The sequence below is a fragment of the Sediminibacterium soli genome, assembly GCF_009939225.1.
Classification (GTDB): domain Bacteria; phylum Bacteroidota; class Bacteroidia; order Chitinophagales; family Chitinophagaceae; genus Sediminibacterium; species Sediminibacterium soli.
On sequence record NZ_JAACJR010000008.1, the window covers coordinates 1,367,647 to 1,393,440 of the forward strand.

Annotated in this window: 22 protein-coding genes; 13 read left to right on the forward strand and 9 right to left on the reverse strand. The window is 50.6% G+C overall.

Features of this window, described 5'->3' with window-relative positions; translation table 11 throughout:
* Positions 1-72: 72 nt before the first annotated feature.
* Positions 73-2,127 (reverse strand): OPT family oligopeptide transporter, encoded by a 2,055-nt coding sequence (locus GWC94_RS13000; protein ID WP_161835442.1) that lies wholly within the window; start codon positions 2,125-2,127, stop codon positions 73-75.
* A 208-nt stretch (positions 2,128-2,335) separates the two neighbouring features.
* On the opposite strand from GWC94_RS13000, the gene GWC94_RS13005 reads away from it, so the two are divergent.
* Positions 2,336-3,769, forward strand: a complete 1,434-nt coding sequence (locus GWC94_RS13005; protein WP_161835443.1) for a POT-type proton-dependent oligopeptide transporter — start codon at positions 2,336-2,338, stop codon at positions 3,767-3,769.
* A gap of 84 nt (positions 3,770-3,853) precedes the next feature.
* Here GWC94_RS13005 and GWC94_RS13010 read toward each other — a convergent pair whose 3' ends face one another.
* Positions 3,854-4,483, reverse strand: a complete 630-nt coding sequence (locus GWC94_RS13010; RefSeq protein ID WP_161835444.1) for a response regulator — start codon at positions 4,481-4,483, stop codon at positions 3,854-3,856.
* Between the two features lie 280 nt (positions 4,484-4,763).
* Here GWC94_RS13010 and purD point away from each other — a divergent pair, with 280 nt between their 5' ends.
* The 7 genes from purD to GWC94_RS13045 all read left to right on the forward strand — a co-directional run bounded on the left by purD (position 4,764) and on the right by GWC94_RS13045 (position 13,333).
* Positions 4,764-6,047: a phosphoribosylamine--glycine ligase gene (gene purD / locus GWC94_RS13015; protein ID WP_161835445.1), complete on the forward strand. Its 1,284-nt coding sequence runs from the start codon at positions 4,764-4,766 to the stop codon at positions 6,045-6,047.
* A gap of 187 nt (positions 6,048-6,234) precedes the next feature.
* Positions 6,235-7,260: a rod shape-determining protein gene (locus GWC94_RS13020; RefSeq protein ID WP_161835446.1), complete on the forward strand. Its 1,026-nt coding sequence runs from the start codon at positions 6,235-6,237 to the stop codon at positions 7,258-7,260.
* A 99-nt stretch (positions 7,261-7,359) separates the two neighbouring features.
* Complete coding sequence (gene mreC / locus GWC94_RS13025; protein ID WP_161835447.1) at positions 7,360-8,211, forward strand: rod shape-determining protein MreC; 852 nt, start codon at positions 7,360-7,362, stop codon at positions 8,209-8,211.
* Positions 8,208-8,741 carry a rod shape-determining protein MreD gene (mreD, locus tag GWC94_RS13030; protein WP_161835448.1) on the forward strand — a complete coding sequence of 178 codons (534 nt, stop codon included), beginning with the start codon at positions 8,208-8,210 and terminating at the stop codon, positions 8,739-8,741. Before mreC ends, mreD begins: the two co-directional genes overlap by 4 nt.
* Before the next feature lie 181 nt (positions 8,742-8,922).
* Positions 8,923-11,034, forward strand: coding sequence for a penicillin-binding protein 2 (gene mrdA, locus GWC94_RS13035; protein WP_161835449.1), 2,112 nt, complete (start codon positions 8,923-8,925; stop codon positions 11,032-11,034).
* Between the two features lie 4 nt (positions 11,035-11,038).
* Positions 11,039-12,379 (forward strand): rod shape-determining protein RodA, encoded by a 1,341-nt coding sequence (rodA, locus tag GWC94_RS13040; protein ID WP_161835450.1) that lies wholly within the window; start codon positions 11,039-11,041, stop codon positions 12,377-12,379.
* A 201-nt stretch (positions 12,380-12,580) separates the two neighbouring features.
* Complete coding sequence (locus tag GWC94_RS13045) at positions 12,581-13,333, forward strand: MBL fold metallo-hydrolase (protein WP_161835451.1); 753 nt, start codon at positions 12,581-12,583, stop codon at positions 13,331-13,333.
* A 49-nt stretch (positions 13,334-13,382) separates the two neighbouring features.
* Here GWC94_RS13045 and GWC94_RS13050 read toward each other — a convergent pair whose 3' ends face one another.
* From GWC94_RS13050 to GWC94_RS13060, 3 genes are read right to left on the reverse strand one after another with little or no spacing between them, the layout of a single operon-like run.
* Positions 13,383-13,778 carry a hypothetical protein gene (locus tag GWC94_RS13050; RefSeq protein ID WP_161835452.1) on the reverse strand — a complete coding sequence of 132 codons (396 nt, stop codon included), beginning with the start codon at positions 13,776-13,778 and terminating at the stop codon, positions 13,383-13,385.
* 5 nt (positions 13,779-13,783) lie between these two features.
* Entirely contained in the window at positions 13,784-14,488 is a 705-nt protein-coding gene (locus GWC94_RS13055) for a hypothetical protein (protein WP_161835453.1), read from the reverse strand.
* Between the two features lie 36 nt (positions 14,489-14,524).
* The gene (locus GWC94_RS13060; RefSeq protein WP_161835454.1) at positions 14,525-15,070 is read right to left on the reverse strand and encodes an RNA polymerase sigma factor; all 546 of its coding nucleotides are present in this window, start codon (positions 15,068-15,070) and stop codon (positions 14,525-14,527) included.
* A gap of 117 nt (positions 15,071-15,187) precedes the next feature.
* On the opposite strand from GWC94_RS13060, the gene GWC94_RS13065 reads away from it, so the two are divergent.
* The gene (locus GWC94_RS13065; RefSeq protein ID WP_161835455.1) at positions 15,188-17,770 is read left to right on the forward strand and encodes a phosphoenolpyruvate carboxylase; all 2,583 of its coding nucleotides are present in this window, start codon (positions 15,188-15,190) and stop codon (positions 17,768-17,770) included.
* 88 nt (positions 17,771-17,858) lie between these two features.
* On the opposite strand, the gene GWC94_RS13070 is transcribed toward GWC94_RS13065, so the two are convergent.
* Entirely contained in the window at positions 17,859-18,470 is a 612-nt protein-coding gene (locus GWC94_RS13070; protein WP_161835456.1) for a DNA-3-methyladenine glycosylase family protein, read from the reverse strand.
* Between the two features lie 109 nt (positions 18,471-18,579).
* Here GWC94_RS13070 and mnmD point away from each other — a divergent pair, with 109 nt between their 5' ends.
* Positions 18,580-19,242, forward strand: a complete 663-nt coding sequence (mnmD, locus tag GWC94_RS13075; RefSeq protein WP_161835457.1) for a tRNA (5-methylaminomethyl-2-thiouridine)(34)-methyltransferase MnmD — start codon at positions 18,580-18,582, stop codon at positions 19,240-19,242.
* 28 nt (positions 19,243-19,270) lie between these two features.
* A complete protein-coding gene (locus GWC94_RS13080; RefSeq protein WP_161835458.1) occupies positions 19,271-19,696 on the forward strand; it encodes a YybH family protein in 426 nt (141 codons plus the stop codon).
* Between the two features lies 1 nt (position 19,697).
* Here the strand turns inward: GWC94_RS13080 and GWC94_RS13085 are convergent, their stop codons facing one another.
* The 3 genes from GWC94_RS13085 to GWC94_RS13095 all read right to left on the reverse strand — a co-directional run bounded on the left by GWC94_RS13085 (position 19,698) and on the right by GWC94_RS13095 (position 21,525).
* Entirely contained in the window at positions 19,698-20,087 is a 390-nt protein-coding gene (locus GWC94_RS13085) for a hypothetical protein (protein ID WP_161835459.1), read from the reverse strand.
* Between the two features lie 134 nt (positions 20,088-20,221).
* Entirely contained in the window at positions 20,222-20,452 is a 231-nt protein-coding gene (locus GWC94_RS13090; protein WP_161835460.1) for a hypothetical protein, read from the reverse strand.
* Positions 20,453-20,553: 101 nt separating this feature from the next.
* Entirely contained in the window at positions 20,554-21,525 is a 972-nt protein-coding gene (locus GWC94_RS13095) for a M23 family metallopeptidase (RefSeq protein WP_161835461.1), read from the reverse strand.
* 158 nt (positions 21,526-21,683) lie between these two features.
* Between GWC94_RS13095 and alaS the strand changes: the two genes are divergently transcribed.
* A complete protein-coding gene (alaS, locus tag GWC94_RS13100) occupies positions 21,684-24,299 on the forward strand; it encodes an alanine--tRNA ligase (protein ID WP_202628758.1) in 2,616 nt (871 codons plus the stop codon).
* Positions 24,300-24,567: 268 nt separating this feature from the next.
* Positions 24,568-25,539 (forward strand): PDZ domain-containing protein, encoded by a 972-nt coding sequence (locus tag GWC94_RS13105; RefSeq protein WP_161835462.1) that lies wholly within the window; start codon positions 24,568-24,570, stop codon positions 25,537-25,539.
* The last annotated feature ends 255 nt before the right edge of the window (positions 25,540-25,794 follow it).

The following is a 25,794-nucleotide window of genomic DNA, read 5'->3' on the forward strand; positions in this document are numbered from 1 at the left end:
ACGGATTAACACAGAAAAAACTGTGCAGGTCTGTGTAATCTGTGGCGACTAAATAAGAACCGTACCTGTTAGTTACGCCGCCGGTTTCTTCACCGCAACGCGGTACAGGATCAGTCCCATCAATGCAAAGAAGATCGTTCCCAGCACAAAATAGCCTCCCTGTGATAAGACGGATACCAGTCCGTGCTCCTGGTTCACCGCGCTGAGGAATTTTTCGCCGCCCGAGGAGCCGGCAAGGAAGGCGATGACCACTCCCGCAACCGCACCGCCGGCCACCAGGCCTGTGGCGAACAGGTTGCCGTTACCCAGTTCCTGCTCTTCAGCGCTCAGACGCATATTGGCTTTTTTCTGCCGCTGCTCCACGATGCCCCGTATGGCGCCGCCGGCAAAAATAGGCAGGGTGGTAGCCAGCGGCAGGTAAACACCGATGGCAAAACTGAGCGATTTAATACCACAAAGTTCCATGGTGATCGCCAGGAATACACCCACGACCACGTACTGCCAGGCAAGACTGCGGCTCAGGATACCGATATCAAGGGTAGCCATCAAAGTAGCCTGCGGCGCCGGGTATTTCTCAGTGCCGATGGCATGCTGTATCCCCGCCTGCACCATTTCTGCCGTAGGCTTATCCAGGAATTTTACGGTGATGCCGATCACGATCGAGGAAACAATCGCGCCCACGAACAGCGCTATCTGCTGGTTGCGCGGCGTAGCCCCTACAATATAACCTGTCTTGAGATCCTGCGAAGTGGCGCCCGCATTGGCAGCGGCAATACAGATCATACCGCCCACCACCAGCACCACCGGCTCGTAGGTATGCCCTGTCCAGCCCACACCCAGGAATATCAGGCTGGTTCCCATCAGCGTGGCAATGGTCATACCGCTGATCGGGTTATTGGAAGAACCGATCAGACCCACGATCCTGGATGATACGGTCACAAACAGTGCACCGAACAGTAACACCAGTATGCCTATAAACAGTTTCTGCAAAAAGTTTTCACCGGGCACCTGGGGCAGAACAGCGATCAGTAATACCAGCCCCAGGCTTCCCAGTCCCACGATCTTCAAACTAAGGTCTTTATCCGTGCGCGCCACCGAGGCAACGCCTGTTTCCTTGCTTGCCTTCAGGGAACTCAATCCGCCTTTCACGGATTTAACGATGGTGGGAATGGTTTTGATAAGGGTGATGATACCACCCGCGGTAACGGCGCCGGCGCCTATCAGCCTGATATAAGCATAATAAATGGCGGCGGAATAATCGGCAAAAGTATGCGTTACAGGATCCCAGTTGCCCCTGCCGCCCGGCTTGGTGATATCTGCCAGGTAGCCGAGTTTTACGAGCTGCTGCGCAATCATATCCGAAGGAACCAGCGTAGACAGTAAAGGAATAAACACAAACCAGCTCAGTACACTGCCCGCCACCAGTACACCCGCTATCCGCGGACCGATGATATAGCCCACACCCATGTATTCCGGCGTGATCTCGCCGCTGACCTTGGCCGAGGGAAAGAATTTATTAACCTGTTTGGTGATCGCATACGGCGTTTCCGCAATAACATGCAGCACTTTCTGCAGCAAGGCATACACAAAAGCTACGCCCAGTCCCCAGAAAGCCGTCTTGGCAAAATCGCCGCCTTTTTCTCCGGCAATCAGTACATCGCCGCAAGCGGTTCCTTCGGGGTACGGAAGGTTTTCATGCTCGTTTACGATAAGCGCTTTCCGCAATGGCACCATCAGCAATGTGCCCAGCAGGCCACCCACGATGGCGAGGATCAGTATGGTGAGGTAGTTGAAATATTCGGCGCTGGATGGCGAAGACAGGAACAGGAACCCCGGCAGCGTAAAGGCAACGCCCGCAGCGATGCTCTCTCCGGCGGAACCCGTTGTCTGGATGATGTTGTTCTCGAGGATGGTCGTCTTTAAAAATTTTCTTCCCAGCGTGATCGCGATCACCGCAATGGGTATGGATGCGGATACGGTAAGGCCTGCTTTCAGCGCCAGGTAAACGGTTGCGGCACCGAATATGACGCCGAACAGGCTGCCCACTAAAATGGATTTTACCGTCAGTTCCTTCATCTGTGTTTCGGGCGACACAAACGGTTTGAACGTTTTCTTTACATCAGACATATATGGCAGGTTTCGTTAGGGAATTTTGAACATGAGGGGATTTGAGAATTTGAAAATGAGGGCATTCTTACATTGCTGCATGGCTATATTATTAGGATCATCGGCCATATAATCATTTAACCGTGCAGCCATCCATCATTTTCAAATTGCCAAATTTTCAAATTTTCAAATTACTTTCATTTTTCTTTAAAACCCCAAAATACGACTTATGGCCGAAACGCAAACTGAAGTACAAAAAACCGGCATGCCCAGATCGGTGCCGTATATCATCGGCAATGAAATAGCAGAAAGATTTAGTTTTTACGGCCTTCGGTCTATTATGGTTACCTATATGGCAGTGGCTTTTTTTAACCCTGCCCTAAATCCCGCCCTTACCGCCGAAGCTGATGCCAGGGCCAACGAGATGGCGCATATGTTTGTAACACTTGCCTATTTCATGCCGCTGCTGGGAGCCATTATGGCCGATTGGTTTTTTGGTAAGTTCAAAGTGATCCTGTTCGTTTCCATACTCTATACTTTCGGACATTTTATATTATCCGTTTCAGGGGGCAGCTATACGCTTTTCAGTACGGGGCTGATCGTGATAGCCTGCTGTGCGGGTGGTATCAAATCCTGCGTATCGGCCAATGTGGGCGACCAGTTCGATAAATCGAATGAGCATCTTTTATCAAAAGTGTACGGTTGGTTTTATATGGCCATCAACACGGGTGGAACGCTGGCGCCTCTGTTCATTCCGCTGCTGAAAGAAAAATACGGTCCCGATATCGCCTTTGGCGTACCGGGTATACTGATGGCGATCGCCACCATTATCTTCTGGCTGGGAAGAAAGAAGTTTAAAAGAGTGCCGCCCGCCGGTATCAAAAGGGAAAACTTCGTCACCATTTCGTTTTATGCACTTATCAAAGTTTTCCGCCGTAAACCCGGTCAAAAAGTATGGGAAGCCGTTGGCGAAAAATATTCGGCAGAGTCGATAGACGGCATCAAAGCGGTATACCGGGTACTGGCCGTATTTGCTTTTACACCGATATTCTGGGCGCTGTGGGACCAGAACCTGTCTGAATGGGTATTACAGGCCACCCGTCTTGACCTGACGATAACCGGTGATTTCAAACTGCTGCCGGAGCAGGTTAATTTCGTCAACCCCCTGTTCCTGGTATTGCTGATACCTGTGTTCAACTCTGTTATCTTTCCTTTCCTGGAAAAACGCGGCATCCGCGTAACGCCGCTGCGTAAGATCGGCGGCGGTATGGTGATCATCGGTGTATGTTTCGTGATCATCGCCTTACTGCAGGGACAGATCGATGCGGGCGGCAAACCTTCCGTATGGTGGCAGATACTGGCCTATGTTTTACTGGCTGCTTCCGAAATACTGGTTTCGGTTACCTGTCTCGAATACGCGTATACCCATTCACCCAAATCGATGAAGAGCACCATGAGCGCGCTCTACCTGCTGGGCATTTCTGCGGGCAACCTGCTCACGGGACTGATCAACAGCAATATTGCCGACAAAGGTTTTTTCAGCCAGTTCACGGGCGCCAAATATTACTGGCTGTTCATCGGTATGCTGGTATTCTTTATCGTACTGTTCCTGCTCGTATCCAGCCGGCTGCCGGAGAAACGGTATGTTGGAGAGGGGGAGTAGGCAGGATGGGGGATTGGGAAATTTCGTTTTTGTTATGTATCCCGGCAAACAGTCATTTCCCAATTCCAAAATTTCAAAATTTTCTCAAGTCAGTTTATTGTCCACCGCATACTTGATCAGCTCCATATTGTTGAGGAAGTTCATCTTTTCGAGGATCTTGGTGCGGAAGCTGCTGACGGTATTGGTACTCAGGTTGAGTTCTTTGGCGATATCGGTTACGGTTTTGCCGCGGCCCAGCAATTTCAATACTTCGAGTTCCCTGTCGGAAAGATTCTTGATGGAGCGGTCTTCGAATTGTTCTTCCACCGAATCGGCGAGGATGGCGGCCACATCGGGCGTTACATATTTTTTTCCGGAGAGCACATAGTTGATGGCCTGAACCAGCTCTTTGGACGCAGTATCCTTGGAGAGATAGCCCGAAGCGCCGGCCCGTATGGCCCGCACCGCATAATGCTGGGGCGCATGCATGCTCATAACGATCACCGCCGTGCCGGGTGATGCGGCCCGGATCTCTTTTACGGCATCCAGACCCGAATCGCCCGGAGGCATGGAAATATCGGAGATAATGACATCCCAGCTCTGTTCATTTACCAGCTGCAACAGTCTGGGGGTATCTTCCGCCTCCGCCACTTCGGCAAAAGGAAAAGACTCCTGCAGCAGGCGCGCGATGCCCTGGCGTACGATGGTATGGTCATCGGCAATGATAATCTTCATAGATCCGTCTACATGATTTTGGGGTCAACAAACATTGAGATCATCAGCGGATCGTCCGTTTGAGCCGATACCTCACTTATCCTATCTCACTGTCCCGTACCTGCTCTCAAGCACGATTTTACCAGGATATCCCCGGGGGGAACTCTGCGCCGCAATACTACGCATTGTATTGTTAAAACCCATGGTAAAATATGTACGGGATGGCGTAAAGACCGGTTCTTGTTTGGCCATGCATTGTCGTATTTTCGCCGCGCATATACCCTGCATTAATCGTAATCGTATGAATATCTTACTTCTTGGTTCTGGCGGAAGGGAACATGCCCTTGCCTGGAAAATGGTGAAAAGTCACCATTGCGACGACCTGTTTATTGCCCCCGGTAACGCCGGCACCTCCCAGTTCGGCACCAATCTTCCCATAGAAGTCACCGATTTTGAAGCCATCAAAAAAGCCTGTATTGAATACAAAATACAGATGCTGGTGGTGGGCCCCGAAGAGCCGCTGGTAAAAGGTATTTACGACTTTATACGCCAGGATGCGCAGCTGCGGCATATAACGGTGGTGGGCCCGTCTGCAGAGGCGGCGCAGCTCGAGGGCAGCAAGGCCTACAGCAAAAAATTCATGCAGCGGCACGGCATACCCACCGCCGCCTATGCCGAATTTACTTCGGATAACCTGGAAGAGGGTAAAGCCTATATCCGCCATCACCCGCTTCCCGTTGTGCTCAAAGCAGACGGCCTCGCGGCGGGTAAAGGCGTGGTGATCGCCGCCACGCACGAAGAGGCATTACAGGTATTCGAGGAAATGATCGTTCACCGCCAGTTTGGCGAAGCCAGCAGCAAAGTGGTGATAGAAGCTTTTCTGCAGGGGATCGAGGTAAGCGTTTTTGTGCTGACCGACGGGCAGGACTACCAGATCATCGGTCATGCAAAGGATTATAAACGCATCGGCGAGGGCGATACGGGTCTGAATACGGGAGGAATGGGTTGCGTAAGCCCGGTGCCTTTTATGGATGCATTTTTTATGCAGAAAGTGGAGGAAAGGATCATCAGGCCCACGGTGCAAGGTCTTTCAAAAGAGCAGCTCGACTACCATGGGTTTATCTTTTTCGGACTGATGAATGTGAACGGAGAGCCTTTCGTGATTGAGTATAACTGCCGCATGGGCGATCCCGAGACCGAAGTGGTGATGCCCAGGCTACAGACGGATATTGTATCACTTTTTGCCGCGATGGACAATGGCACGTTAGTTGATACAAATATCGTATTCGATGAGCGAAGCTGCGCTGCAGTGATGGCCGTAAGCGGTGGTTACCCCGGATCTTACCTGAAGAATTTCCTGATCAGCGGTCTTGAGACCCTGGAGACGGACGGAAGCGCTATGGTCTTTCATGCAGGTACCCGCGAGGAAGACAACGAGGTACTGACCAATGGCGGCCGGGTGCTGGCGGTAACCGCTTACGGTAATACCATTGCCGAAGCAGTGGCAAAATCGAAAGCGGTGCTGGAAAACATACGGTTTGAAGGGATCTATTACCGAAAGGATATCGGGTATGAGTTCAATTGAACCATTGCCGATCGCAGATGGCCAATCGGATGAGGGAAATTAACGAGTCCCGGGTTAAAAAAACACCGATAATTGGCCGCTGACAATTGGCAATACCGCAATTCCTCGGTATTTTGGCTTTGTTAATTCGGGTAAATTCAGTCAACTTTGCTGACAAGTTTTTAATATTTGATATTTTTTAGATAAGATGGGATTATTTAACTTCTTTACGCAGGAAATTGCGATGGACCTGGGTACCGCCAATACCCTTATCATACACAACGATGAAGTAGTAGTAAACGAGCCTTCCATTATTGCCCTTAACCGGAACAATATGAAGGAAGTGCTGGCCGTGGGAAAGAAAGCCTTGATGATGCACGAGAAGACCCACGAAAGCATCCGTACGGTAAGACCGCTGAAAGACGGTGTGATCGCCGACTTTAATGCCGCGGAACTGATGATACGGGAACTGATCAAAATGATCTATCCCAAAAAACCGCTTTTCCCGCCAAGCTGGAGAATGGTGATCTGTATCCCCTCCTCCATCACCGAGGTGGAGAAACGCGCCGTTCGCGACAGTGCCGAGCAGGCAGGCGCCAAAGAAGTGTATATGATCCATGAGCCCATGGCAGCTGCCCTGGGTATTGGCATAGACGTGGAAGAACCCGTGGGTAATATGATCATCGATATCGGCGGTGGTACCACCGGTATCACGGTTATTGCACTGGCGGGCATCGTATGCGACCAGAGCATCCGTATTGCCGGTGACGAGTTCACGGCAGACATCATGGAAGCATTGCGCCGCTACCACAGCCTGCTGATCGGCGAACGAACCGCAGAGCAGATCAAGATCAATGTAGGCGCAGCGATGAAAGACCTCGACAACCCGCCCGAAGACCTTCCGGTAAACGGCCGCGACCTGGTGACGGGTATCCCCAAACAGATCATGGTCAGCTACCAGGAGATCGCCGAAGCGCTCGATAAAAGCATTTTCAAGATCGAAGAAGCGATCCTGAAAGCGCTCGAAACCACACCGCCCGAGCTGGCGGCCGATATCTATCGCAGGGGACTGTACCTGACAGGGGGCGGGGCCTTGCTGCGCGGACTCGACAAGCGTCTCAGTGCCAAGATCAAACTTCCCGTACATGTGGCAGACGATCCGTTGAAAAGCGTGGTGCGGGGTACAGGTCTTGCATTGAAGAATTACCAGCGTTTTCCGTTTATTATGAGATAAGAGGGCTTGGCCTTTAGCTGTTTTGCCGGATGATTACTGTGTACCCGATCATCAACAATAAAAGCTGATCGCTGATGCCAATAGCTAATCGCTTTCCTTTTGAAAAACATCTTCCTCTTCATCCGCCGCTACTTTACCTTTCTCAGCTTTTTGCTGTTACAGGTGGTATCGATCATTTTGCTGAGCAATGCCAGTAAAACGCATGAGGCGTTCTTTTCTTCTTCGGTGAACGAGGTTACGGGTAATTTTAACCAGGGCTACAATAACCTGCGCGGGTATTTCGGACTGAAAGAAATCAACCGGCAGCTGGCCGAAGAAAATGCCCGGCTGAAAAACATGCTTTCCTCCAATTTCCAGGCTTCCGACACTTCCGTAAAAACGATAATCGATACGCTGGTGCGCGATACGCTGGGCCGCTCGCGCAAATTTACCTACCTGCCTGCGCATGTGGTCAACAGCAGCTATACGCTTCAGTCTAACTTCCTCACACTGGAACGCGGCGCCGCACAGGGTGTGAAAAAAGGCATGGCCGTTACCGGTCCCCAGGGTATCGTGGGCGTGGTAGTGGAGGTAAGCCCCAATTACAGCCGCGTAATGAGCCTGCTTCACCGCAACAGCAAAGTGAGCGCGATGATGAAAAAAGACAACAGCGCCGGCAGCGTGGAATGGGATGGCGTTGACCCCTCCCATCTCATACTCCGCAACGTAACCAAGGGGTCTAAAGTGGCGGTGGGTGATACGGTGCTGACAAGCAATTACTCCGCCAACTTCCCGCCAAAGCTGATAATCGGCACCGTTGCCGGTATATCGTCTGAGGCATCCAGTAATTTTTACACGCTGAAAATAAAAACGGCCACCAACTTTTTCAATGTCCAGTATGTGTACCTGATAGAGAACGTGCGGTATGCAGAGCAGATGCAACTGGAAACCAGCCAGCCGAAAACACCATGAGCAGCCTGCTGAAAAATATGATCCGGTTTGTACTGTTCATCCTGTTCCAGGTGGTGATACTGAACGAAGTGCCCCCGCTGCACCAGTTTATCGTGCCGTATGTATATTTTCTGTTCCTGCTCTGGCTGCCTTTTTCGATCAACCGCTTTCTGCTGCTGGTCATTGCCTTCCTGTTCGGTTTAACACTCGATTTCTTTACCGGCACCCCCGGCCTGCATGCAGCCCCCTGCGTGCTGATTGCCTATATACGGCCCTACCTGCTGAACCTGATCATACCGCAGGAAACCACAGAACAGAGCTACCTGGAACCCAGTCCCCGGAACATAGGCTGGGCGCCCTATGGACTGTATGTGGGACTGCTCAGTTTTGCCCACCATTTTTACCTGGTGCTGATCGAGTGGCTCCAGTTCGGGAACTTCCTGTTCTTTATCGGAAAAGTCCTGGGCACCACAGGCATCAGCCTGCTGCTGATCTTCATCACCGAACTGCTGTTCAACCGCAAGGGAAAACACAGAACGAATGCGGCTTAGGCGTTTGTGGTCTGTGGTTTGCAGTCTTTACCTGTGTTGACAAACCAACCCACAGATCAAAGACCACAGACGATAAACCTGTTTCATAAACTTTTCAAAATCTTTTCCGACAAACCCGTTGAATTCAGCAATTTTGTGATCAGACTTCACGTTACACAGTTTACAATTTTCATTTTGTTATATGCCGGTATTTAATCAGAGCAGGAGAAGGGTCATACAGATCATCTTCGCTGCGGTGTTTTTGGTGATAGCGGGGCAACTGGTGAACCTGCAGGTGTTTTCTGCCAAGTACAAACTGGCTGCGGAAAACAATGCCGTTCTGCGAAAGGTGATCTATCCCGACAGGGGCATCATCTTTGACCGCAAACGGAAAGCGATCCTGGAAAATACGATCAGTTACGACCTGATGGTAACCCCTTCCGATGCCAAGGGCGTTGATACCTTCGCGCTCTGCGGCCTGCTCAACATAGATACCGCCGAATTCAAGAAAAGGATGCGGGAGCTGACCTTCAAGAACGGCTGGGTGAAACAAAGCGCATTTCAGTCGCTGCTATCTCCCGAAATGTATGCGCGTCTGAATGAAAACATCTACAAATACAACGGGTTTACCCTGATGGAACGCTCCGTAAGAACCTATCCTTACGGGGTGGCGGGTCACCTGCTGGGCTATGTGAGGGAAGTGGATACAGGCTACCTGAGACGGCACGATGGCGAAGGCTACCAGCAGGGCGACTATGCCGGCCGTACCGGACTGGAAGCTACCTATGAAAAAGTGCTGATGGGCCAGCGCGGTGTCAAAAACTATATCCGGGATAACAAAAGCCGTATCCAGGGTTCGTACGAAAACGGCGTGTACGATACCACCGCCATCGCGGGGAAAAATATTTATACAAGTGTTGACGTGGACCTGCAGAAGCTGGGCGAAAAACTGATGTCCAACAAAGTGGGCAGCATCGTGGCCATCGATCCCAGAACAGGCGGCATTCTCTGCATGATCAGCGCGCCCACCTATGACCCCAATTACCTTACGGGCACAGACCAGCGCAAACATTTTGCAGAGATGAGCCTGGACCCCAGACAGCCTTTTAACAACCGCGGCCTGGGCACTTATTATTCTCCCGGCTCCACCTTCAAAACCGTGGTGGGCATCATCGGTCTTACCGAGGGGGTGATAGACGAGCGTACCACGGTAAGCTGTCCCGGTTACTTCACAGGCTGCGGAAACGGCAAACCGAAATGCCTGGATAAAGGCGTTTTCAATTTTACCAATGCCGTTGCGCACAGCGATAACTCCTATTTCTCTACGGTGTACAAACGTTTTCTCGAACAGCGTAAATTCCCCAATACCGACAGCGCCCTGTCTGCTTTCAAAGCCTACGCCGCTTCTTTTGGCCTGGGCGGCAAACTGGGGGTGGATCTTCCTGCGGAAAAACAGGGACTTATTCCGCTGGCAGACAATTACCACAAGGAATTTGGCCCGAGGATCTATCCCTGTAACCTGATCTCCAATGCGATCGGGCAGGGTAAGGTACTGACAACACTGGCGCAGCTCGCAAACGTAATGGCCATCATCGCCAACAGGGGCTGGTATTATACGCCGCACCTGGTAGACTCGATCGAAGGAAATGACGAATACGATATGCTTGCGCCCTACAAAACCAAACACTATACAGATAAACGCATACCCGATTCCATCTATACCGCGGTGCAGGATGGCATGCAGGCCGTGGTGGAATACGGCACTGCCGTTCGTTCAAAAATACCCGACATCGTTTTCTGCGGTAAAACAGGTACGGTGGAGAACTATGCGAAAGTGAACGGCGTGGTGAAAAAACAGCCGGACCATTCTTTCTTCGGCGCTTTTGCCCCGAGGAATAACCCCAAGATCGCCATCGCCGTAATCGTGGAGAACTCCGACCAGGGCGCCCGTGTGGCCGCCCCCATCGCCAGCCTGCTGATCGAAAAATACCTGAAGGATTCCATACGCGGCCCGGAAAGAAAAGCCATGGAGGAGGAATATACCAAACGTGTTTACATACCGCCGTATATGCAGGTGCTGATCAACCAGCGCGATTCGCTGAAAAGAGCCAGGGCGGCTGAAAAACTGCTGGAAGAGGAAAGGAAACAATCGGAAGAAACCGAATCCGATTCCACCACATCGCAGGAACTGATACAGCCCGAAGACGCAGACAGACCCGCCAGGAAAGCGCCCGCACCCGTAAAACCCAAACCCCTGAAGCAGGCAGTGGCCATGCTGCAGACGGAAGAAAAAAAATACAAACGAGCCAAATAATCCCATGAGCAACCGCGGCAATACTGTTACCGAAGGAATAGACTGGATAGTGGTCTGGCTGTATGCCTTACTGGTTACCATCGGCATACTCTGCATTTTTATGGTGGAGTACAAACCCGAAACCAACTGGCTTTCCTCTTTTATCGGTGGCAAAACCAACTACAGCAAGCAACTGATCTTTGGAGGTGTTTGTGCACTGGCAGCCACTTTCGTATTGCTTACAGACAGCAAGCTCTTTACCGCATTCGCCAACCTGTTGTATGCATTCGGCATATTGCTGATGCTGGCCACTTTTGTGGTCGGCAAGAACATCAACGGTTCCAGAAGCTGGATACCGCTGGGCGGCGGCTTCAACCTGCAACCCGCGGAGCTGTGTAAAATATTTACCGCACTGGCGCTTTCAAAATTTCTTTCCAGACAGGAAACGGAGTTTACCAGATTAAGATCGCAACTGATCGCCGGCGCGCTGATTGCGGCGCCTGCGGTGCTTTCTATCGCCCAGCATGAACTGGGTCTGGCGCTGGTGTATTCTGCTTTTCTGCTGCCCATGTACCGCGAGGGATTGCCCGCGCAGATCATGATCTATGGTTCTTCATTTGCAGTGCTGGTGATCGCCACACTCATCGTTGAGCCCAATACGCTGGCCATTGCCCTGACAGTTGTTGCGGCCATCATCTTTTTTATCGTGCGCAAATACGCCAAAAGAAGCAAGGGACTGCTGGCGCTGGTGGTGGTGCTATGGCTGGTATGTGTAGGCGTACAGCGCTTTGTGGTGCCTTATATCTTCAACAATGTACTGGAGTGCTACCAGAGCACCCGCATCTACAGTATGGTGGGTAAGGACTATGACTGCAGCCTCAATAAAAAATCGCAGAGAAAAGAAGGCGAAAAAGCGGCACGCAAACCCGACGATTACAATGTGCGGCAAAGCAAGATAGCGATCGGATCGGGCGGCTATTTCGGCAAAGGGTTTCTGAAAGGCACTCAGACCCGCGGAAAATATGTGCCCGAACAGCATACCGATTTCATCTTTACCTCGCTCGGTGAAGCCTTCGGGTTAACGGGGTGTATCGCATTTCTCTGTATTTACCTGTTCATGCTGTACCGGATCATACGCATTGCCGAACGGCAGCGAAGTACTTTCAGCCGGGTATATGCCTATAGCGTGGCAAGCATCCTGTTCTTTCATATTGCGGTTAACGTAAGTATGACGATCGGCCTCTTCCCCATCGTCGGCATCCCGCTGCCGCTGATTAGCTACGGAGGTTCTTCGCTGCTCACCTTCACCGTTCTCATCTTTATCTTGCTAAGGCTCGATGCAGACAGGCAGATGGTGTTGCGGTGAGTTGGCTTAGGGGGGTTATGGATTGGCGGATTCCGGATTAGCGGATTGGTGGATTGGTGAGTGCATTGGCGGTTGCTGTTGCTGTTTTTTTCACCGCTGAGGGGCAGAGGTCCGCTGAAGAATCATTCGCGAATCCGCCAATCCACAAATCCTCGAATCCGCTTCCCCTCCTATCTTTACCATTCAAACCCTGATGACAACATGAAGATCATACCTCTTTCCGAAGGCGCTTTTACGGTTGACAGGACCAAGGTATTTGTTCCCTTCGAACTGGGTAAGGAACAGCTGAACGACCGGCCCACAGGCAGTATGCTGGTGGAAATACAGCCCTTTGTGGTGATCACGGAAAAAGACATTATCCTGCTCGATACAGGACTGGGATACAACGGTCCCGACGGTCAGCCGCAGCTGTACAACAACCTGCGCAAAGCAGGCATCGACCCGTCAAAAGTAACCAAGGTGCTGATGAGCCACCTGCACAAAGATCATTCGGGCGGTGTTACAGTTAAAAACGCAGAAAACCATGAACGTTTTCTTAGTTTCCCCTATGCCACCTGGTACCTGCAGCGGAAAGAATTCGAATATGCCACCGGCGCAGGCACGGCATCGTATATAACCGAAGACTTTCTGATGCTGGAAGATTTCAGTCGCGTTGCCTGGCTCGAAGAAGACCAGGGGCTGATCGATAACTACATTCGCTACGAACGCACCGGCGCACACAGCAAGTTTCACCAGGTATTCTGGATCGAAGAAAACGGGGAGACCGTTTTCTTTGGCGGCGATGATGCACCCCAGCTGTCGCAGATGAAAAAAAGATATATCGCCAAATACGATTACGACGGTAAAAAATGCATGGAACTTCGCCAGCAATGGTGGGAACAGGGGCAAAAAGAAAACTGGACCTTCCTGTTCTACCATGATATCAAAACACCGGTATGGCGGAAAAATGGATAAGCGTTGACGGGCCGGTCTTTGTTCGATATGACCTGTTCCCGTAAACCGATCAACTGTTCCCCTTCCGCATCTCGATCCGCTTCTGCAGCTCTTTCCGGATCATGTTGTTGAAATCGCGCTCTGCCGTCAAGGCCCTGTTGGCGCGCTGATCGGTGGTGAGTATTTTCCGGAATTCCTCGCGGTATTTTTTTCTTACGGCAAGCGTGCTTTCTTCCTGCTCAAGCACATCTTCTTTTTTTTCCAGACGTGTTTTTCTCAATTCAGCCACATAACCGTTGTACACGGGCCAGAATTTCTGCGATTCTTCGGGTGTAAGGCTGAGCTCTCGGGTGATATAGGCGATCTTCAGGCTTTCGAGCCTGCGCGGCTGCAGGTGAACAGGGGCAGCCAGGCCATAGTCCGCAACAGAAACCAGTAAAACGATCAGTACAATTATCTTTTTCATCTTGTTCAATTCGATACAGGAACAATGGTTTCGGCATCGGGGTTATCAGACAGGTATCTTGTCAGCTCCTCGTCGCTCATGCCATGTATGTTTTCCCGCAGTTCTCCTATGGTTTCCTTTGAAGATACCACGGAGATCTTTTCGGGATTGTATAAATAGGTTGCCAGGTCGTTTTCGCTCATTTTCTGCAGTTCTTCCGGAACATTCATCCGGCCATATTTCCGGTACGGCGATTCGGTGAACAGGAATGCGCTTGTTACCAGCACGCTGGCAATGATGGCGGCGGCTGCGTACTGCATCCATTTGCGCGTTTTGCGCAAGCCCACCAGTTTACCCGTCTGCGGAGCGGGCGCGCTAAATGACAGTGTTTCAAAATAGCCCGCAGGCACCGTATACACTTCCTGCCTGGGAATGGCGTGCAGCAAAGGCGCGATCTCCGCCAGTTCGGCCAAAGGTTCCGATGCCGCATTTCCGGCCCTGATCCTCGCAAGCACCGATCCGGCAAAACCCTCGAAATAGCCCTCGGGAACGCCAAATCCTTCCCGGGTAATCGCGGGCAATACCGGGCCGGATGGTATGCCCTGCGCCAGTTTTTCCGCCAGCTGTTCAAAATAACCGGCCGGCACCAGGTAAGGATGCCCGGGCTGTTCTTTTGCCAGAACAGGGCTTGCCTCCTGCAATTCTGCTGCTATTTCCGCGTTTTTTTCCATTGATCAGTACTATTGACAGCTGTCTATATCCTTGGTTTAATGATTTCTGAGGAAATCCTCTATTTTTTTGGCCGCGTGGTGATAGCTTGCCTTCAATGCCCCTTCGCTGGTATCGAGTACCTGGCTCATTTGCTGGTAAGGCATCTCGTCGAAATACCTGAGATTGAACACTACCCGTTGTTTTTCAGGCAGTTGCTGTATCGCCAGCTGCAGTTTCCACTCCAGCCGGTTGCTGTCAAAATTGCTGTCGGCCTTCACTTTATTGCTTAAACCGGCCGCCACCTCGTCAAGCGGGACCGTGCTCTTTCTTTTCTGCTGTTCCAGGAAACTCAGCGCTTCGTTGGTGGCGATGCGGTACAGCCAGGTATAGAGCTGGCTGTCTTCGCGGAAATTCTCCAGGCCGTTCCACACTTTGATAAACATATTCTGCAGCACGTCGTTGGCGTCGTCGTGGTCTACCACCATGCGGCGCACATGCCAGTACAGTTTTTCCTGGTATTTTTTGATGATGGCCGTAAATGCCCGCTCCTTCGACGCCTCCTGCCGGAACGCAACCAGTAATTCCCTGTCATCTGCATGCATGCGGAACAATTTTTATAAAAATAACGAAAGCCCCGAAAATGGCCATTACAGACCCACCGTTGATATAGACGGGCCTACAATGCGCAATCTTTCCTAACTTCAGCACCGCAAGCAATTATGTCATCCTCTCAATACATTACCCATTTCAAGCGCAATGTAACGGACAAGTATGTGATCTACAACAGCCTGTTCGCCGCGCTTCCTTTTTCCGGCATCGCCAATGTAGGCGCGTTATTACCCATTCTGCTGCAGGCCTGTGTGGAAGGCTATGCGGAAGGAAAAGACCCGATGCAGATCATCGATCATTTCTTCAAACAGCATACCACCGTTACATCCGAAACGGACCAGCTGGACAGGCTGTTCAAGTTTGTGCAGTACATAGAGCGGCAGGTGGTGCTGTTCGACTCTATCGAAGATGCCGCTTTTACCACCGTTAACGATATAAACGGCCCCGGCAGTCTGAAAGCGCTGCTTAACGAAGCGGTTTTTGCCGGCAAGACCCAGGCGCTGAAGAATAAACTGCGCAGGTTCAGGGTACGCGTGGTACTTACCGCGCATCCCACGCAGTTCTATCCCGGAACGGTGCTGGGCATTATTCACGACCTGGGCGAAGCCATTGCGCGCAACGATTTCCATACCATCAACCAGTACATCGAGCAGCTGGGGATCACTCCCTTCTTCAACAAAAAGCAGCCAACGCCTTTTGACGAGGCGGTAAACCTGATGTGGTACCTGGAAAATATACTGTACCAGTCTATCGGCAATATTTACAACTATATCAACCAGGAGGTATTTGACAACGGTTTCGACGGCGACAATCCCTTTATCGAACTGGGTTTCTGGCCCGGCGGCGACCGCGACGGCAATCCCTATGTTACGGCCGATATCACACTGAAAGTGGCCGAGGCATTGCGCAGTGCCATCATCGTGTGTTATTACCGTGATATCCGCAAACTCACAAGAAGACTCACTTTTACAGGTGTGGATACGATAATGCATGCGCTGGAACAGCGTTTGTATGAGAACGTGTTCCGCCCCAACGAATCATCGCATATTACCTCGGAAGAACTGCTACAGCAGTTGTATGCGATACGGGAGCTGATCGTTTCAAAACACCATTCGCTGTTTCTGTCAAGACTGGACAGCCTGATACATAAGGTGAAGATATTCGGCACTTATTTCGCAGCGCTGGATATCAGGCAGGACAGCCGCATCCATACCAGGGTACTGGCGCAGATGAACACGGAACTGGTTGCAAAAGGCCTTACACCGATATTGCCCGATAACTACGACACGTTTTCCGCAGAAGCAAAAATGAACCTGCTGGCGGGTCTTGAAGCAACGATCGATCCGAGAGTTTTTGAAGATGAACAGGTTCGCGAAACCTTACAGAGTATCTGTGCCATCACACTCATACAGCAACGCAATGGCACCAAGGGCTGCGAACGCTATATCATCAGCAACTGCCAGAGTGCGGTGAATGTAATGGAGGTATACGCACTTGCCCGCCTGTGCAGCGGCGCCGGCGAACTTTCCATCGACATCGTTCCGCTGTTCGAAACCATCGACGATCTGAAAGCTGCCGAAGCGGTGATGGAATCGCTGTACGAACTGCCCGCCTACAACCAGCACCTGCACCATCGCAAAAAACAACAGACCATCATGCTGGGCTTCAGCGATGGCACAAAAGACGGCGGCTACCTGGAAGCCAACTGGGGCATCTACCGCGCAAAAGAAAACCTTACCGCCATCTCCCGCAAATACAGCATCAAAGCCAAGTTCTTCGATGGCCGTGGCGGACCGCCTTCTCGCGGCGGGGGCAAGACCAATAAATTCTATGCCTCTCTTGGTAATACCATCGAGAACGAGGAGATACAACTGACGATACAGGGACAGACCATCACCTCCAATTTCGGCACGATACAGTCTTCGCAGTATAACCTGGAACAGCTGCTGAGTGCCGGTATCAGCAACGAACTGTTTGCCGACCAGCGTATACAGTTATCACAGCACGACAGGCATTTGATGGAAGAACTGGGGCAGACCAGCTATGAAGTGTACCAGCAGTTCAAACAGCACCCGCTGTTCATGCGGTACCTGCAGAAATTCAGTCCGCTTAACTATTACAGCAAAAGCAATATTGCCAGCCGGCCTGCCAAAAGAGGGGGCGGTACGGAACTGCGTTTTGAAGACCTCCGGGCCGTGCCTTTTGTGGGAAGCTGGAGCCAGCTGAAACAGAATGTACCCGGCTATTACGGCGTAGGCACCGCGTTAAAACAGATGAAGGAAAAAGGTCTCTGGGAAGATGTCAAAGCCATGTTCCGCAACACGCTTTTCTTCCGCACGCTGATCGATAACAGCATGATGAGCATGCTGAAATCCAATTTTGCACCCACACAGCATATCGAGAAAGACGCCACCTACGGCCCTATATGGGAGCTGATCAAAAAAGAATTCGATCTTACCCAGCAGCTTGTGCTGGAACTGGCGGGCTCGAAGGAGCTGATGCAGGAAGACAAAACGGGACGGGCCTCCATACTCATGCGTGATAAGATCGTACTGCCCCTGCTGACCATACAGCAATATGCATTGTTTCATCTGAATGATCCTTCGGTCAGTGCGGAAAGAAAACAAGTGTACGAAAAACTGGTTACCAGAAGTATGTTCGGCATTATCAACGCGGCAAGGAATTCAGCCTGAGGTTTGCGTCAATGATACGTTGCAAAACGGCCGGTTTCCTCTGCGGATTTTTTCACCGCAGAGGAAACCGGCCGTTTTTTGACCGCTGTTATTTCTTGGGGTCCGGTGCATTATCCTGCCATCTCCACAGATGCAAACAGGCATAGGTCCGGTAGGGGCTCCATTTAGCGGATATCTTCAGCATTTTTTCTTTCATCCCCTTTTTATCCGTGGTATCGAGTTTATATAACCTGACCATCCCTTTCTGGATACCAAAATCGTCTACAGCAAACACGTCTTCGCGGCCAAGTGTGAACATAAGCAGCATTTCAACAGACCAGCGCCCGATGCCTTTGATCTGGGTGAGTAATGCAATGATGGCCTCATTTTCCATCGCCAGCAATTTTTTATCCGTGATCCTGTGTTCGATACAGAACTTTGCCACATTGTGTACATAACTCACTTTTGCATTGCTCAGTCCGATGGCGCGCAATGTTGCCGGCGGTGTATCCAGGACCTGCTTTGGCTTGGGTTCTTTTCCGCCATACAGGTCAAGGAACCGCCTGTAGATCACATCGGCAACTTTTGTGCTCAGCTGCTGGCTCATAACGCTCGCCATGATGCGAACGGGTATATTGGGATGCAGTTTCAATTGGTGGGTGGCCTCTCCCAGGGCTTTCAGAAGCTTTTTGTCTTTGCCAAGATGTTCGTGGTAACTCATACCATAAAATTAAACGACTGGCTGAAATTAGCCGCAGATCCGCAAATGATTGCGCCCGTTTATAAAAAATCTGTGTGACCGGGCATTGCCGGCGGTGTACTTTTGCATCATGCAGCGTCTTATCCAGCTGACCGCAGACGGTTCGCACACCATTGCCATCCCGGAGATGCAGCTAACCTATCATAGCCATCACGGCGCCATACAGGAGAGCATGCAGGTGTTTATCGAAGCGGGTCTGAAACCATTGCTGGCATCTCCTGCCGATACGGCGATCCGGATACTGGAGATCGGTTTTGGCACAGGACTGAACGCAATTCTCAGCCTTCGCGAAGCGGAACAACATACCCGTTGTATCGAATACATCTCCACAGAAAAATATCCGTTGACCATCGAAGAAGCCAGGTCTGTAAACCACGGAGCGCTGCTGCAGCTGCAGGAAGCCTTTCTTAAACTCCATAACGCCGACTGGGAAAAACCGGTTGCCATCAGCCCCTGTTTCTCCCTGCTGAAAATGCACTGCTATCTGCCGGCGCCGGTTGTCACGGATCCGGTTCACTGTATTTTTTTTGATGCCTTTGCACCCGATGTGCAGCCTGAACTATGGTCACAGCCCTTTTTTGAACAATTGCATGAGCTGCTCCTGCCGGGCGGAGTGCTCACCACGTATTGCAGTAAAGCAACCGTACGCAGGGCCCTTTCGGCAGCGGGATTTTCGGTTGAAAAGATCCCCGGCCCCTGGGGTAAAAGAGAAATGGTTCGCGCGTATACCTGATTTTGCGTAGCTTTCTCAAAAGCTTTTTATGAAACCCATTGCCTTTGTATGCTTTTTGTTTGCGGGATTGCTGTCTGCCGCCGCACAGGATAAAGACGAACAAACCATCCGCCAGCTGCTCCATACCCAGACCATTGAATGGAACAAAGGCAATATCGAAGCATTTATGCAGACCTACTGGAAAAACGACAGCCTGGTATTTGTGGGCAAAAGGGGTCTTACCTATGGTTATAACGCCACGCTGGAGAATTATAGAAAAAGCTATCCCGACGCCGCGGCCATGGGCAAACTCTCCTTTCATATCCTGAAAGTGCAGCGGCTTGCTCCGGACGCGTATTTTGTAATCGGCAAATGGATGCTCACCAGAACCATCGGCAACCTGGACGGGCATTATACGCTGCTGCTGAAAAAGATCAGGGGGCAGTGGGTGATCGTAGCCGATCACAGCAGCTGAGTTACCCGATCAGGGCTTCGCGGCTGCGCATCAGCCGGCCGAACACCCAGTGACCGATACAGACACCGATCACCGAAGAAAAGATATCGAGGTAATCGAACGTTCTGCCGAACACCGGTATCTTCTGCAGGTATTCGTTAAGTACCACCAGCAGCAGCCCGATCAGGCAGGTAAGGCCAAGATCCCGCTGGCTTTGCAAGCGGAAAATACGCTGAAAGAAAAGACAGGCGCCAAAAGGCAGCAAAAAAGAACCGATCAGGTTTGGCGCGATGCCGACAATCGGTTTGACCGATACCGGTATATACACAAAAGGCCGGATAATGAATTTAACACCCCATATCAGCAGCACTCCCGCAATCATAACCCATTTGGAAATTCGTTTCAGAAACATGGGAGTGATTTGAAAGTGAGGGGATTTGACAATTTGAAAATAAGAACGGCTGCATTGCCTGAGCCGATGACAGGTTGATTGCCGTAACAAGATACCCATTTTCAAATTTTCAAATCCCCTCGCTTTTAAATTGCTTATTGTTCAATATCCAGCGGCTTGCTCCACACCCAGATCACCCACCAGAGAAAAGCGGCAAGACTGATCAGAAACCACAGGTAAAAAAGCAGGTTGGCCCTGGTGATATGATCGTGTACAAACCCGAGATCGTACTTGATGCCAAGCGTGCAGTTCACTGCCATCCACAGCAACCCCATGGCCAGCGTATTGACAATACGCAGCAGGTATTTTTTCATACCAGGTTCCATCGCACGCGGTTTAGGTATAAAGTTCCGATTTTCTTCCGAAACCGGCGATCGATGCACTGGCTATGACCGCCGATTTTTGAATTTTTACTTTTGATTTTGCATTAATCAAAACTCTGGTTGCTTGCAGCGGCCATTTTCACGATGCGGTCAAACTGCGCCGGTGAGATATCGTTGTAGAAATAATAGATGGGATCCTGTGGCACGCCTCTCCGGTGCACCTCGTAATGGCAATGCGGCCCGGTGCTTTTTCCGGTAGATCCGATATAGCCGATCACCTGCCCGCGTTTTACCTGCTCGCCCACCCTGGCTTTGATACTGTACATATGCCCGTACAGTGTTTCATAACCAAACCCATGGCTGATCACCACCCGGTTGCCATAACCGCCTGTATTGAAACCGGCATCGGTAATGGTGCCATCGGCTGTTGCATAGATCGGTGTTCCCTGCGGGGCGGTGAAATCCATACCCAGATGCGCTTTGCGGTATTTCAGTACGGGATCTATCCGGTATCCAAAGCCGGAAGCGATGCGGTCGAGGTTCTTGTTGCTGACAGGCTGTATGGATGGCGTGGCCGCCAGCAGTTTTTCTTTGTTATTGATCAGGTTATTGATCTCGTCGAAAGAATGCTGCTGGTAAGCCGTACGCAGCGAAAGATCGTTGAGCTGCGCCGTGATGCTTTTCACCAGCTCCGATTCGCCCATCTGCTGCACCAGTTTCACTTCTTTTTTCTTCAGCATATCTTCCACGCGTGCACTGTCGGGAATAGGGTTTGCCTGGAAGATCATCCGGTATACATTGTTATCGCGGTTCTCGATCTCGTCCATCTGCAACTCAAGCTGCTTGATGCGTTCGGTAAAAATACTGTAGTTGTTGCGCAGGTCCTCATTCTGCTGACGCAGGAATTTTTCCTTGGGAGAATCGATATACTGGAAAGCTATGATAAAGATAAGGGTACCCGTAACGATCGAACTGGCCACAAAACCGATCACCCGCAGCAGTTTTACCCGCAAAGGCACATCCAGCTTTTCATAGCGCAGCGTATGGGTGTTATAGTAGTATTTGACCTTTTTCATGAAAAACACTTAAAAAGAGAAAAAAAGCAGCGGTAAAACTGATTTTGACCCCCACTTCTCACATTTGATTTTTCCTTATTTCCGTACCTTTGACACCCTTAAAAAGTGCCCAAATATAGTTTCTAAGCCACTAACAATCTTCTTAAATTTTCCCTGTAATGATGACCAGCGCCGAGATACGCAAACAGTTCCTTGATTTCTTTGCTTCAAAGAAACACCAGATCGTGCCATCGGCACCCATCGTGGTAAAGAACGATCCCACCCTGCTGTTCACCAATGCGGGCATGAACCAGTTCAAGGATTATTTTCTCGGCAACCGGAAGCCCGAGTTCACCCGCATTGCGGATACCCAGAAATGTCTTCGCGTAAGCGGTAAACACAATGACCTGGAAGAAGTGGGCGTAGATACCTATCACCATACCATGTTCGAAATGCTGGGCAACTGGAGCTTTGGCGATTATTTCAAAAAAGAAGCGATCGCATGGAGCTGGGAACTGCTTACAGAAGTATACAAACTCGATAAAGACCGGTTATACATAACCGTTTTTGCAGGCGATGAAAAAGAAGGCATCCCGCGCGATGAGGAAGCTGCCGGCGAATGGGCGAAGCTGATGCCCGAAGATCGGATACTGCCATTCGGCAAAAAAGACAATTTCTGGGAAATGGGCGATACGGGCCCCTGCGGACCCTGTACCGAAATACATGTGGATTGCCGCACCGAAGAAGAAAGAAAACAGGTGGATGGCAAAACCCTGGTCAACCAGGACCACCCGCAGGTGATAGAGATATGGAACAATGTATTCATCCAGTTCAACCGCCTGAAAGACGGAACGCTGGAACAATTGCCGGCAAAACATGTGGATACCGGAATGGGATTTGAACGCCTGGTGCGCGTACTGCAGCAAAAACAAAGTAACTATGATACCGATGTGTTCAGCGGTACCATTGCCGCGATCGAAAAGATCTCCGGCCGGCAATATCCGCAGAACGACTCACGCGAAGCGGTGGCTTTCCGCGTACTGTCGGATCATATCCGCGCCATCGCTTTCACCATCGCCGACGGGCAGTTACCCGCCAATAACGGCGCGGGTTATGTGATCAGGCGGATATTACGCCGCGCCGTGCGGTACTATTACACCTACCTCAATTACAAACAGCCTCTGCTGTACCAGCTGATCCCCGTGCTTGCCGCACAGTTCGGCCATGTATTTCCCGAGCTGGGGCAACAGCAGGATTTTGTAACCAGGGTGGTGAAAGAAGAAGAAGATGCGTTTCTGAAAACGCTCGACAAAGGACTGAAACGCATAGACGATATCATCGGCGCATCGGGAAATCAGATAGGAGGAAAAGCGGCATTCGAACTGTTCGATACGTTCGGTTTCCCGATCGACCTGACACGTTTGATCGCATCGGAGAGAAACCTTACGGTGGATGAAGCGGGGTTTGATGCGGAAATGCAGCAGCAGAAGAACAGGAGCCGTGCCGCAGGCACCGTTGATACGGAAGACTGGGTGGTGCTGACCGATTCCGGTTTCAGCGAATTCATTGGCTACGATTCTGCCGAAGCAAAGAGCAGGGTGGTAAAATACCGCAAGGTAAAAGCCAAGGGTAAGGAAGCATACCAGCTGGTGCTCGAGGCAACACCTTTTTATGCAGAAAGCGGCGGACAGGCAGGTGATACCGGCACACTCGATTTTGGAGGAGAGATCATTCCCGTTATCGATACCAAAAAAGAAAACAACCTTACCATTCATTTTACCGAACAGCTGCCCACCGGAATAAACACCGGTGTCATAGCCAGGATAGATACTGCCAAACGCCAGTCAACCGCCATACACCATACCGCAACCCATTTGCTGCATGCCGCATTACGCAAAGTATTGGGCACGCATGTGGCGCAGAAAGGAAGCCTGGTGAACGATGGACAGCTTCGTTTCGATTTTTCTCATTTTGCCAAACTGTCTGCAGAAGATATCCGGTCTGTAGAAACCATGGTGAATGAAAAGATCCGTGAGAACATCCCCGTCTTTATCAGGGAGATGAACAAGGACGAGGCAGTGGCCATGGGTGCGATGGCATTATTTGGAGAAAAATACGGCGATACCGTTCGCGTGGTCATCATCGATCCCGGTTATTCGATCGAACTGTGCGGAGGCACCCATGTTGGCGCCACCGGTGAACTGGGTGCATTCCGGATCAGACACGAATCTGCCGTGGCAGCCGGCGTGCGAAGAATAGAGGCCGTAAGCGGAGGTGCTGCAGAAGCGCTTTTTAACGAACAGGCAGAACAGCTGGGCGCGATACGCGAACTGCTGAAAGCGCCGAAGGAGCTGGTGAAAGCCGTGGAAAACCTGGTAAGCGAACAGGCAGACCTGAAAAAACGAATCGAAAGCCTCGAAGCAAAACAGCTTAACATCATCAGGAATGAACTGATCGGCAAAACGGAATCTGTTCATGGCGCCAGCTTTCTGGGTGCGATCGTGGATATCGGCTCTGCCGATGCATTGAAAAAACTTTGCTTCGAACTGAAAAACGAGCTGACAAATTATTTCGTGGTACTTGCCGCCAATATAGAAGGCAAAGCACAGGTGGCGATACTGATCGACGAAACTTTGAGCAACAGCAAAAACCTGGAAGCGCCGAAACTGATCAGGGAACATGTGGCAGGACTGATCAAGGGCGGCGGCGGCGGACAAAAAACGCTGGCCACTGCCGGCGGGCAGGATGCCGGCAATCTTCCGCAGGTTATTGAGAAACTCCGTTCCCTGCTTTAGAGAAACAAACAACAACTTTTGGAAGGTTTGACAGCTTTCCAAAAGTTGCCGCCATTGCGCATATTGACCGTCCCGTTTTTTTTCTTGATCATCAATAAATTGATTTTCAATTTATTGTACGTGATGTGGCAGACAACCGCCCCCCGTGCAGCTATCATCCCCGCGCCGAAAATCATTAACCTTTTTTAACATTTCCGAACACCTTCGTATTTGTCGAAGCCTGTAGATTTGATCTACTAAATTATTCGTATAACTAAATTATCCAGCCATGTACAAGAAACTGATACCAGCCGCTGCACTTGCATTTTGTGTGAGCGTTGCCGCCACCGCGCAAACCCGCGAGAAAACAGAAAAACTCCCAAAGAAAGAAAAAGAAGAAAGCATCACCATCCGGAAAAAACCCGGGGCAAAAGAAAAGACCACCATCGTTATCGACGGTGATGAGATTACGGTTAACGGAAAACCATTGAGCGAGCTGAAAGATTCCGATGTGGAAGTGTTGCGTAACCATGCCGGTCCCGATGCGCCTATATTTGGCCGCATGGCGCCGATGGGCGGCGGGGCAAAAATGTTTGGGAATGGTTTTGCCTTCGGTAACAAAGCCGTACTGGGTGTGAATTCCAAAAAAGATGAAAAAGGCGCCAGGATCGTAAGCGTGGAAAAAGAAAGCGCCGCCGAAAAAGCGGGTCTCAAACAGGACGATATCATCACCAGGGTTGGCGATACAAAGATCAGCGGCAGCGACGATCTGTACGAGGCCATCGGCAAACATGATCCCGAAGACAAAGTCTCCATCACTTACCTGCGCGATGGTAAAGAAACCACCGCGTCTGCCACACTGGGCAGGAATCGTACCAACGGCCGGGTATTCAATTTCAACAGCAACGACCTGGAACCTAATTTCAATTTCAACATGCCCCCGCTGCGCGGGCTGGAAGACATGGAATGGAATGGCTTGCGCAAACCCAGGCTGGGCATGACCATCCAGGATGTTCCTGAGGGAAAAGGTGTGAAAATAACCGATGTGGACGATGCTTCAGCAGCAGAAAAAGCCGGGTTGAAAAAAGAGGATCTGATCACCGATATCAACGGCAAGATCATCAGTTCCGTGGATGAATTAAAAAACAATATCCGCGACCTGAAAGAAGGTGACAGCGTGAAAGTTACTTACCAGCGCGCCGGAAAAAGCCAGACAGCCACCATTTCCTTCCCCAGGAAATTGAAAATGGCAGAGCTATAGTCAGTACTATATTTTTTTTCTCATGTGCATATAGGCCGCGCTGTTCCCAGCGCGGTTTTTTATTGCCGAAAAACAGCATCATATCAGATTTTTGTCAAAAAAAGAACCATAAGAAGATATTTGTATATTAGTTAATCCCCCCCGAAGAAATTTTAGTAATTCAGTTTTCTTTTAAAACATCGTGAAGTGTTTTTGGATAACGCGCATGCACCAATCCGAACAGTTATTCTATTACAAATCAAAATAGATGGGTAT

Excerpts from the sequence above, each read along its gene's own strand:
- GWC94_RS13000 (WP_161835442.1), bottom strand. The coding sequence starts at position 2,127 with ATGTCTGATGTAAAGAAAACGTTCAAACCGTTTGTGTCGCCCGAAACA.
- GWC94_RS13005 (WP_161835443.1), top strand. The coding sequence starts at position 2,336 with ATGGCCGAAACGCAAACTGAAGTACAAAAAACCGGCATGCCCAGATCG.
- GWC94_RS13010 (WP_161835444.1), bottom strand. The coding sequence starts at position 4,483 with ATGAAGATTATCATTGCCGATGACCATACCATCGTACGCCAGGGCATC.
- purD (WP_161835445.1), top strand. The coding sequence starts at position 4,764 with ATGAATATCTTACTTCTTGGTTCTGGCGGAAGGGAACATGCCCTTGCC.
- GWC94_RS13020 (WP_161835446.1), top strand. The coding sequence starts at position 6,235 with ATGGGATTATTTAACTTCTTTACGCAGGAAATTGCGATGGACCTGGGT.
- mreD (WP_161835448.1), top strand. The coding sequence starts at position 8,208 with ATGAGCAGCCTGCTGAAAAATATGATCCGGTTTGTACTGTTCATCCTG.
- mrdA (WP_161835449.1), top strand. The coding sequence starts at position 8,923 with ATGCCGGTATTTAATCAGAGCAGGAGAAGGGTCATACAGATCATCTTC.
- rodA (WP_161835450.1), top strand. The coding sequence starts at position 11,039 with ATGAGCAACCGCGGCAATACTGTTACCGAAGGAATAGACTGGATAGTG.
- GWC94_RS13045 (WP_161835451.1), top strand. The coding sequence starts at position 12,581 with ATGAAGATCATACCTCTTTCCGAAGGCGCTTTTACGGTTGACAGGACC.
- GWC94_RS13050 (WP_161835452.1), bottom strand. The coding sequence starts at position 13,778 with ATGAAAAAGATAATTGTACTGATCGTTTTACTGGTTTCTGTTGCGGAC.
- GWC94_RS13055 (WP_161835453.1), bottom strand. The coding sequence starts at position 14,488 with ATGGAAAAAAACGCGGAAATAGCAGCAGAATTGCAGGAGGCAAGCCCT.
- GWC94_RS13060 (WP_161835454.1), bottom strand. The coding sequence starts at position 15,070 with ATGCATGCAGATGACAGGGAATTACTGGTTGCGTTCCGGCAGGAGGCG.
- GWC94_RS13065 (WP_161835455.1), top strand. The coding sequence starts at position 15,188 with ATGTCATCCTCTCAATACATTACCCATTTCAAGCGCAATGTAACGGAC.
- GWC94_RS13070 (WP_161835456.1), bottom strand. The coding sequence starts at position 18,470 with ATGAGTTACCACGAACATCTTGGCAAAGACAAAAAGCTTCTGAAAGCC.
- mnmD (WP_161835457.1), top strand. The coding sequence starts at position 18,580 with ATGCAGCGTCTTATCCAGCTGACCGCAGACGGTTCGCACACCATTGCC.
- GWC94_RS13080 (WP_161835458.1), top strand. The coding sequence starts at position 19,271 with ATGAAACCCATTGCCTTTGTATGCTTTTTGTTTGCGGGATTGCTGTCT.
- GWC94_RS13085 (WP_161835459.1), bottom strand. The coding sequence starts at position 20,087 with ATGTTTCTGAAACGAATTTCCAAATGGGTTATGATTGCGGGAGTGCTG.
- GWC94_RS13090 (WP_161835460.1), bottom strand. The coding sequence starts at position 20,452 with ATGGAACCTGGTATGAAAAAATACCTGCTGCGTATTGTCAATACGCTG.
- GWC94_RS13095 (WP_161835461.1), bottom strand. The coding sequence starts at position 21,525 with ATGAAAAAGGTCAAATACTACTATAACACCCATACGCTGCGCTATGAA.
- alaS (WP_202628758.1), top strand. The coding sequence starts at position 21,684 with ATGATGACCAGCGCCGAGATACGCAAACAGTTCCTTGATTTCTTTGCT.
- GWC94_RS13105 (WP_161835462.1), top strand. The coding sequence starts at position 24,568 with ATGTACAAGAAACTGATACCAGCCGCTGCACTTGCATTTTGTGTGAGC.